This is a genomic window from Variovorax sp. YR752 (assembly GCF_943372545.1).
Window position 1 is genome coordinate 1 of the sequence record NZ_CALRZC010000332.1, and the last position, 6,726, is coordinate 6,726.

The 6,726-nt window shown below is 70.2% G+C and carries 5 protein-coding genes; 4 read left to right on the forward strand and 1 reads right to left on the reverse strand.

What is annotated here, in order from left to right; translation table 11 throughout:
• Positions 1-257: 257 nt before the first annotated feature.
• Together fadB and AAG801_RS39165 are read left to right on the forward strand one after the other, a co-directional pair.
• A complete protein-coding gene (gene fadB / locus AAG801_RS39160; RefSeq protein ID WP_341893275.1) occupies positions 258-2,408 on the forward strand; it encodes a fatty acid oxidation complex subunit alpha FadB in 2,151 nt (716 codons plus the stop codon).
• Positions 2,409-2,466: 58 nt separating this feature from the next.
• A complete protein-coding gene (locus AAG801_RS39165; RefSeq protein ID WP_341893276.1) occupies positions 2,467-3,249 on the forward strand; it encodes an SDR family NAD(P)-dependent oxidoreductase in 783 nt (260 codons plus the stop codon).
• A 24-nt stretch (positions 3,250-3,273) separates the two neighbouring features.
• Here AAG801_RS39165 and AAG801_RS39170 read toward each other — a convergent pair whose 3' ends face one another.
• Positions 3,274-4,059 (reverse strand): enoyl-CoA hydratase, encoded by a 786-nt coding sequence (locus AAG801_RS39170; RefSeq protein WP_341893277.1) that lies wholly within the window; start codon positions 4,057-4,059, stop codon positions 3,274-3,276.
• Between the two features lie 167 nt (positions 4,060-4,226).
• Here AAG801_RS39170 and AAG801_RS39175 point away from each other — a divergent pair, with 167 nt between their 5' ends.
• Both AAG801_RS39175 and AAG801_RS39180 read left to right on the forward strand, forming a co-directional pair.
• Positions 4,227-5,384 (forward strand): acyl-CoA dehydrogenase family protein, encoded by a 1,158-nt coding sequence (locus AAG801_RS39175; RefSeq protein ID WP_341893278.1) that lies wholly within the window; start codon positions 4,227-4,229, stop codon positions 5,382-5,384.
• A gap of 108 nt (positions 5,385-5,492) precedes the next feature.
• Positions 5,493-6,671, forward strand: coding sequence for an acetyl-CoA C-acetyltransferase (locus tag AAG801_RS39180; RefSeq protein ID WP_341893279.1), 1,179 nt, complete (start codon positions 5,493-5,495; stop codon positions 6,669-6,671).
• Positions 6,672-6,726 lie beyond the last annotated feature (55 nt).

Here is a 6,726-nt window from a genome sequence, read left to right on the forward strand (position 1 = left end):
GCACGGCGCGAAGAAGCCCGCCGCGCGAGCGCCGAGCTGCTCGCGGACGAGCGCCGCTTCATCGACCTGGCCGCTTCGCCGATCTTCTTCACCGACGAGTTTTCAGTGGTCGGCGACCCCGCCGCCGAGGCGGTGCGCGACTACCTGCAGGCGCGCGGCCACCTGTAATCGTCGCTTCGGACGATGCCTGCGGGCAGGGCGCGTCCCTAAACTTTTTCCCACAGGCTGGCGCGTCGCTGGCCGCGAGGAGACCCCCTTTGTTCCAAGGCGAAAGTATCGAAGTCCTGCCGTTGCAGGACGGGCTGGTGGAGCTGCGCTTCGACCGGCGCGGCGAGGCCATCAACAAGCTCGACGCGCGCACCGTCGACGAGTTCCGCCAGGCCACCGAGCGCATCGCGACCTCGCCGGATGTGCGCGGCGTGCTCGTGACGAGCGCGAAAGACGTGTTCATCGTCGGCGCCGACATCACCGAGTTCGGCGCCACCTTCCAGCAGGCCGAGGCCGACATTGCGCGCGGCGTGCGCGCCAGCAACGAACTGTTCAACGCCTTCGAGGACCTGGCCGTGCCCAGCGTGGTCGCCATCAACGGCTTCGCGCTCGGCGGCGGGCTGGAGCTGGCGATGCTCGCGCCGCTGCGCGTGATGGCCGACACGGCCCAGGTCGGCGTGCCCGAGGTGAAGCTGGGCCTGTTCCCCGGCTTCGGCGGCACGGTGCGGCTGTCGCGCCTGGCGGGCCTGGCCACGGCCATCGACTGGGTGGCGAGCGGCAAGCCGGCCAAGGCGCCGGCCGCGCTGGCCGCGGGCGTGACCGACGAGGTCGCCGCGCCCGAGGCCCTGCGCGACCGTGCGCTCGCGCTGCTGCAGCGTGCGGTGCGCGGCGAGGTCGACTGGCAGGCCGCGCAGCAACGCAAGCGCGCGCCGCTGGCGCTGTCGGCCCAGGAGGCGGGCGCGCTGGTCGAGACGGCGCGCACGCAGGTGGCGGCGCGCAGCGGCAAGCACCAGCCCGCAGCCCTCATCGCGCTCGAGATGATGGCCGAGGCCGCAGGCCACGACCGCGCGGGCGCGCTCGACCTCGAGTCGGCCGCCTTCGGCCGCGTCGCGAAGACGCAGGCTGCGGCCTCGCTGGTGCAGGCCTTTCTCAACGACCAGGCGCTCAAGAAACTCTACAAGCGCCATGCGCGCGAAGGCCGTCCGGTGAAGCAGGCGGCCGTGCTCGGCGCCGGCATCATGGGTGGCGGCATCGCCTACACCAGCGCACTGCGCGGCACGCCGGTGCGCATGAAAGACATCGCGCAGCCGCAGCTCGATCTGGGCATGGCCGAGGCTGGCAAGCAGCTCGCCAAGCAGGTGAAGAACGGCCGGCTCGCGCAGGCCAAGGCCGATGCCATTCAAGCGTCGATCGTGCCGCAGCTGGACGAGGTCGGTTTCGACAGCGTGGACTGCGTGGTCGAGGCCGTGGTCGAGAACCTCGAGATCAAGCGCAAGGTGCTGGCCGCACTGGAAGGCAGCGTGAAACCCGGCACCGTGATCGCCTCGAACACCTCGAGCCTGCGCATCGACGACATTGCCCAGCCGCTCGCACGGCCTGAAGACTTTGTCGGCATGCACTTCTTCAACCCCGTGCCGGTGATGCAGCTGGTGGAAGTGATCCAGGGTGCGAAGACGAGCAACGCGGCCGTGTCCACCGCCGTGGGCTATGCCGTGGCCATGGGCAAGACGCCCATCGTGGTGAAGGACTGCCCGGGCTTCCTGGTCAACCGCATCCTCACGCCGTACATCAACGCCTTCGTGCAGCTGGTGGCCGATGGCGCCGACTTCGAGGCCGTCGACCGCGCGATGGAAGCCTTCGGCTGGCCCATGGGCCCGGCCTACCTGCAGGACGTGGTGGGCATGGACGTGGGCGCGCACGTGGGCGACGTGATCGCCGTGGGCTACCCGCAGCGCATGCCGGCCCTGGCGCGCAACGCCGTGAAGCTCATGGTGGCGAACAAGCGCTACGGCCAGAAGAACGGCGCCGGTTTCTACCGTTACGAGAACGACCCCACGGGCCGACCGCGCAAGTCGGCCGCGCCCGAGGCGCATGCATTGGTCGCCACGCTGCAGCCGCAGGGCCGGCGCGACTTCGCCGATGCGGAGATCGTCGAACGCATGATGCTGCCGATGGTCGTCGAGGCCGCGCACGCGCTCGAAGACGGCGTGGTCGCCACGCCGGCCGAGCTCGACATGGCGCTGCTGCTCGGCGTGGGCTTTCCGGCCTACGCGGGCGGCGCGCTCAAGTACGCCGACTGGCTCGGGCTGGACCGCGTGGTGGCGCTGTGCGACAAGCATGCGGCGCTCGGCGCGCCGTATGTGCCCACGGCGCGCATGCGCGAGATGGCAGCGCAGAAGCTGCGCTACTACCCGGTCTGAACGGCAGGCGTTTCGGTTTTCTTTCTTCCTTTCTCTCTCTATCCAAGGACAACAAGAGATGCAACTCGATTCCAGCATTGCCGCCGTCGTCACGGGCGGCGCCTCGGGCCTCGGGGCCGCCACCGCACGCCGCCTGGCCAGCCACGGCGTGAAGGTCGCGCTGTTCGACCTCAACGTGGAACAGGGCGAGGCCCTCGCCAAGGAACTGGGCGGCGTGTTCTGCAAGGTCGACGTGACCTCCGAGGAGCAGGTCGACGCGGCCTTTGCCAAGGCCCGCGCCGCGCACGGCCAGGAGCGCGTGCTGGTCAACTGCGCCGGCACCGGCAACGCGGTGAAGACCGCGAGCCGCGACAAGGCCTCGGGCGAGATCAAGCACTTTCCGCTCGCCAACTTCGACCGCATCATCCAGATCAACCTCGTGGGCACCTTCCGCTGCATCGCCAAGTCGGCGGCCGGCATGCTCACGCTCGACACGCTGGAAGACGGCGAGCGCGGCGCCATCGTCAACACCGCCTCGGTCGCGGCGCAAGACGGCCAGATGGGCCAGGCCGCCTACACCGCCTCGAAGGCCGGCATCGTCGGCATGACGCTGCCCATTGCGCGCGACCTCATGGGCGAGGGCATCCGCGTGAACACCATCCTGCCGGGCATCTTCAACACGCCGCTGCTGCAGGGCGCACCCGACAACGTGAAGGCCGCACTGGCCGCCTCGGTGCCTTTTCCCAAGCGCCTGGGCAACCCGGCCGAGTACGCGACGCTGGCCGAGCTGATGATCACCAACGGCTACTTCAATGGCGAGAGCGTGCGGCTGGACGGCGCGATCCGGATGGCGCCTCGCTGACGCCAGGGAAAAGAAGGGCTGTCGTCAGCCCTTCTGCGCACGCCCCCGCGCCTGCACCGCCTCGCGCCGCGCGCGCAGCACCTCGGGCGTGAGCGACGCGGCCCACTCGCGCGTGGCGGCCTGCTCCAGCGCCATGCCTTCGGCAAAGCTGCGCGCATGGCCGTCGTCGATCAGGCGTTTGTAGACCGGCAGCATCTCGGGCAGCGCGCTCGCGATGTCGGCGGCCAGTGCGAGCGCCTCGGGCATCAGCTGTTCGGGCGTCGTCACGCGGTTGACCAGCCCCCAGCGCTCGGCCTGCTCGGCGCCGACGAAGTTGCCGCTGAAGGCCATCTCCTTCGCACGCGCGATGCCGATGAGCCGCGACAGCCGCTGCGACAGCCCCCAGCCCGGAATCACGCCGATGCGCGCGTGGGTGTCGGCAAAGCGTGCCTCGCTCGAGGCGATCAGCAGGTCGCAGGCCAGTGCGACCTCGAGGCCGCCCGTGAGGGCCGCGCCGTTCACGGCGCCGATCACCGGGCGCGGAAAGTTCGCGAGCGCGGTGGCGACGTCGGTGCCGGCGTCGCCGGTGATGGCGCCGGGGTCGATCTCGCGCAGGTCGAGGCCGGCGCAGAAGGCGCGGCCCGCGCCGGTGACGATGAGCACGCGCACGCTGTCGTCCTGCGCGAGCGTGTCGAGCGTGCGCACCAGGGCGCGCCGCAGCGCGAGCGACAGGGCGTTCATGGCTTGCGGACGGTTCAGCGTGAGGCAGGCGCAGCCGTTCTGCGGGCGGGTGAGCAACAGGATGTCGGCGTCAGATGCAGGGGTGTTCATGGCGTGTCAGTGTTGGGCGCAGGCCGTGCCGGGGCATCGTCGGAACGGACGAATCCGGCGGCCTTGTCCCGCTCACGACTCGAAACCCGCGCCCGCATCGGCACCATGCGCCGCATTGTCTTCAATCCGTTTTTGAATCCACTGAGAGAAAGAAGGAGCGTCCCACCATGGACTTCAGCCTCACCCCGGCCCAGCTCGACCTGCAGGAACGAACGCGCCGCTTCATCGCCGAGGAGGTGATGCCGCTCGAATCCGACCCCCGGCAGGATTCGCACGGCCCCGCCGAGGCGCTGCGCGACGAGCTCGTGGCGCGCGCGCGCCGCGCCGGCCTGCTCACGCCGCATGCGTCGAAGGAACACGGCGGGCTCGGCCTGTCGCACGTCGACAAGGCCATCGTGTTCGAGGAGGCGGGCTACTCGCCGCTCGGCCCGGTGGCGCTCAACATCCACGCGCCCGACGAAGGCAACGTGCACCTGATGGAAGTGGTGGCCACGCCGGCGCAGAAGGCGCGCTGGCTGCAGCCGCTCATCGACGGCCACGTGCGCTCCTGCTTCTGCATGACCGAGCCGCCGCCCGGCGCCGGCTCCGACCCGTCGATGATGCAGACCGTGGCCGTGCGCGACGGCGACCATTACGTGATCACCGGGCGCAAGTGGTTCATCACCGGCGCCACCGGCGCGGGCTTCGCGATCATCATGGCGCGCATGGAAGACGGTTCGTCGACCATGTTCCTGGCCGACATGAACCAGCCCGAGATCGTGATCGAGCGGCAGATCGACGCGCTCGACAGCTGCTTCACCGGCGGCCACGGCGTGGTCCGTTTCGACGGCCTGCGCGTGCCCGCCGCCGACGTGCTGGGCGCGATCGGCGAGGGCTTTCGCTACGCGCAGGTGCGGCTCGCGCCCGCGCGCCTCACGCACTGCATGCGCTGGCTCGGCGCCGCGCGCCGCGTGCACGAACTCGCCACCGACTACGCCCGCCGCCGCCAGGCCTTCGGCCATGCGCTGGTGGAGCACGAGGGCGTGGGCTTCATGCTGGCCGACAACGACATGGACCTGCACGTCTCGCGCCTGACGATCTGGCACTGCGCGTGGGTGCTCGACCAGGGCGGCAAGGGCCGGCACGAGTCGAGCGTGGCCAAGGTGCTGTGCTCGGAGGCCGAATGGCGCGTGGTCGACCGCTCGGTGCAGATCCTCGGCGCCAGCGGCGTGTCGGACGAGACCGTGGCCGCGCGCATCTTCCGCGACATGCGGGCCTTTCGGATCTATGACGGCCCATCGGAAGTGCACCGCTGGAGCATGGCCAAGCGGTTGGCCAAGGCCTGAGCCACAAAGGCCGCCGCCCAAAATCGTCGGTTCCGACGACGCTGTGCGGCGGCGCGGCGCCAACAATGCGCTGGACTGTCGAACCGAACCCATCACCGGAGATTTCACATGCCCGAAGCCTATATCGTCGCCGCCGCGCGCACCGCCGGAGGCCGCCGCAACGGCCGCCTCGCCGGATGGCACCCGGCCGACCTGGCCGCACAGGTGCTCAACGCGCTCGTGGCGCGCACCGACGCCGACCCTGCGCTGATCGAAGACGTCATCATGGGCTGCGTCGGCCAGGCCGGCGAGCAGGCCTCGAACATTGCGCGCAACGCGGTGCTGGCCTCGCGCCTGCCCGAGTCGGTGCCCGCCACCTCGGTCGACCGCCAGTGCGGCTCGTCGCAGCAGGCGCTGCACTTCGCGGCGCAGGCCGTGATGTCGGGCACGATGGACATCGTGATCGCCGCCGGCGTCGAAAGCATGAGCCGCGTGCCCATGGGCCTGCCCACCACGCTGCCGCTGAAGAACAACCTGGGCTTCTACGTGAGCCCCGGCATGGAAAAGCGCTACCCCGGCATCCAGTTCAGCCAGTTCACGGGCGCCGAGATGATCGCCCGCAACTACGGCATCGAGAAAGATGCGCTCGACCGCTACGCGCTCGAAAGCCACCACCGCGCCATCGCCGCCACCCAGGCCGGCCACTTCGAGCGCGAGATCGTGCCCGTGGCCGTGCGCATGGCCGACGGCACCGAGACCGGCGAGCTGCACACCACCGACGAAGGCATCCGCTACGACGCCACGCTGGAGAGCATCGCCGGCGTCAAGCTCATCGCCGAAGGCGGCCGTTGCACGGCGGCCACCGCCAGCCAGATCTGCGACGGCGCCAGCGGCCTCATGGTCGTGAACGAGCGCGGCCTGAAGACGCTGGGCGTGAAGCCGCTGGCGCGCATCCATCACATGAGCGTTCTGGGCCACGACCCGGTCATCATGCTCGAGGCCCCGCTGCCCGCCACGCAGCGCGCGCTGCAAAAGGCCGGCATGAAGATCGAGGACATCGACCTGTACGAAGTCAACGAAGCCTTCGCGCCCGTGCCCATCGCCTGGCTGAAGGCGCTGGGCGCCGACCCGGCCCGCATCAACGTGAACGGCGGCGCCATTGCGCTGGGCCACCCGCTGGGCGCCTCGGGCACCAAGCTGATGACCACGCTGGTGAATGCCCTGGGCCAGCGCGGCAAGCGCTACGGCCTGCAGACGATGTGCGAAGGCGGCGGCATGGCCAACGTGACCATCATCGAACGGCTCTGACGAAGCCGGGCGGCCCTTGCGCCGCCACCTGGCAGCGCCCGCGGGGGGCGGCGCT

Coding starts and splice junctions, on each gene's coding strand:
- AAG801_RS39170 (WP_341893277.1), bottom strand. CDS start 4,059: ATGAACACCCCTGCATCTGACGCCGACATCCTGTTGCTCACCCGCCCG.
- AAG801_RS39180 (WP_341893279.1), top strand. CDS start 5,493: ATGCCCGAAGCCTATATCGTCGCCGCCGCGCGCACCGCCGGAGGCCGC.
- AAG801_RS39165 (WP_341893276.1), top strand. CDS start 2,467: ATGCAACTCGATTCCAGCATTGCCGCCGTCGTCACGGGCGGCGCCTCG.
- AAG801_RS39175 (WP_341893278.1), top strand. CDS start 4,227: ATGGACTTCAGCCTCACCCCGGCCCAGCTCGACCTGCAGGAACGAACG.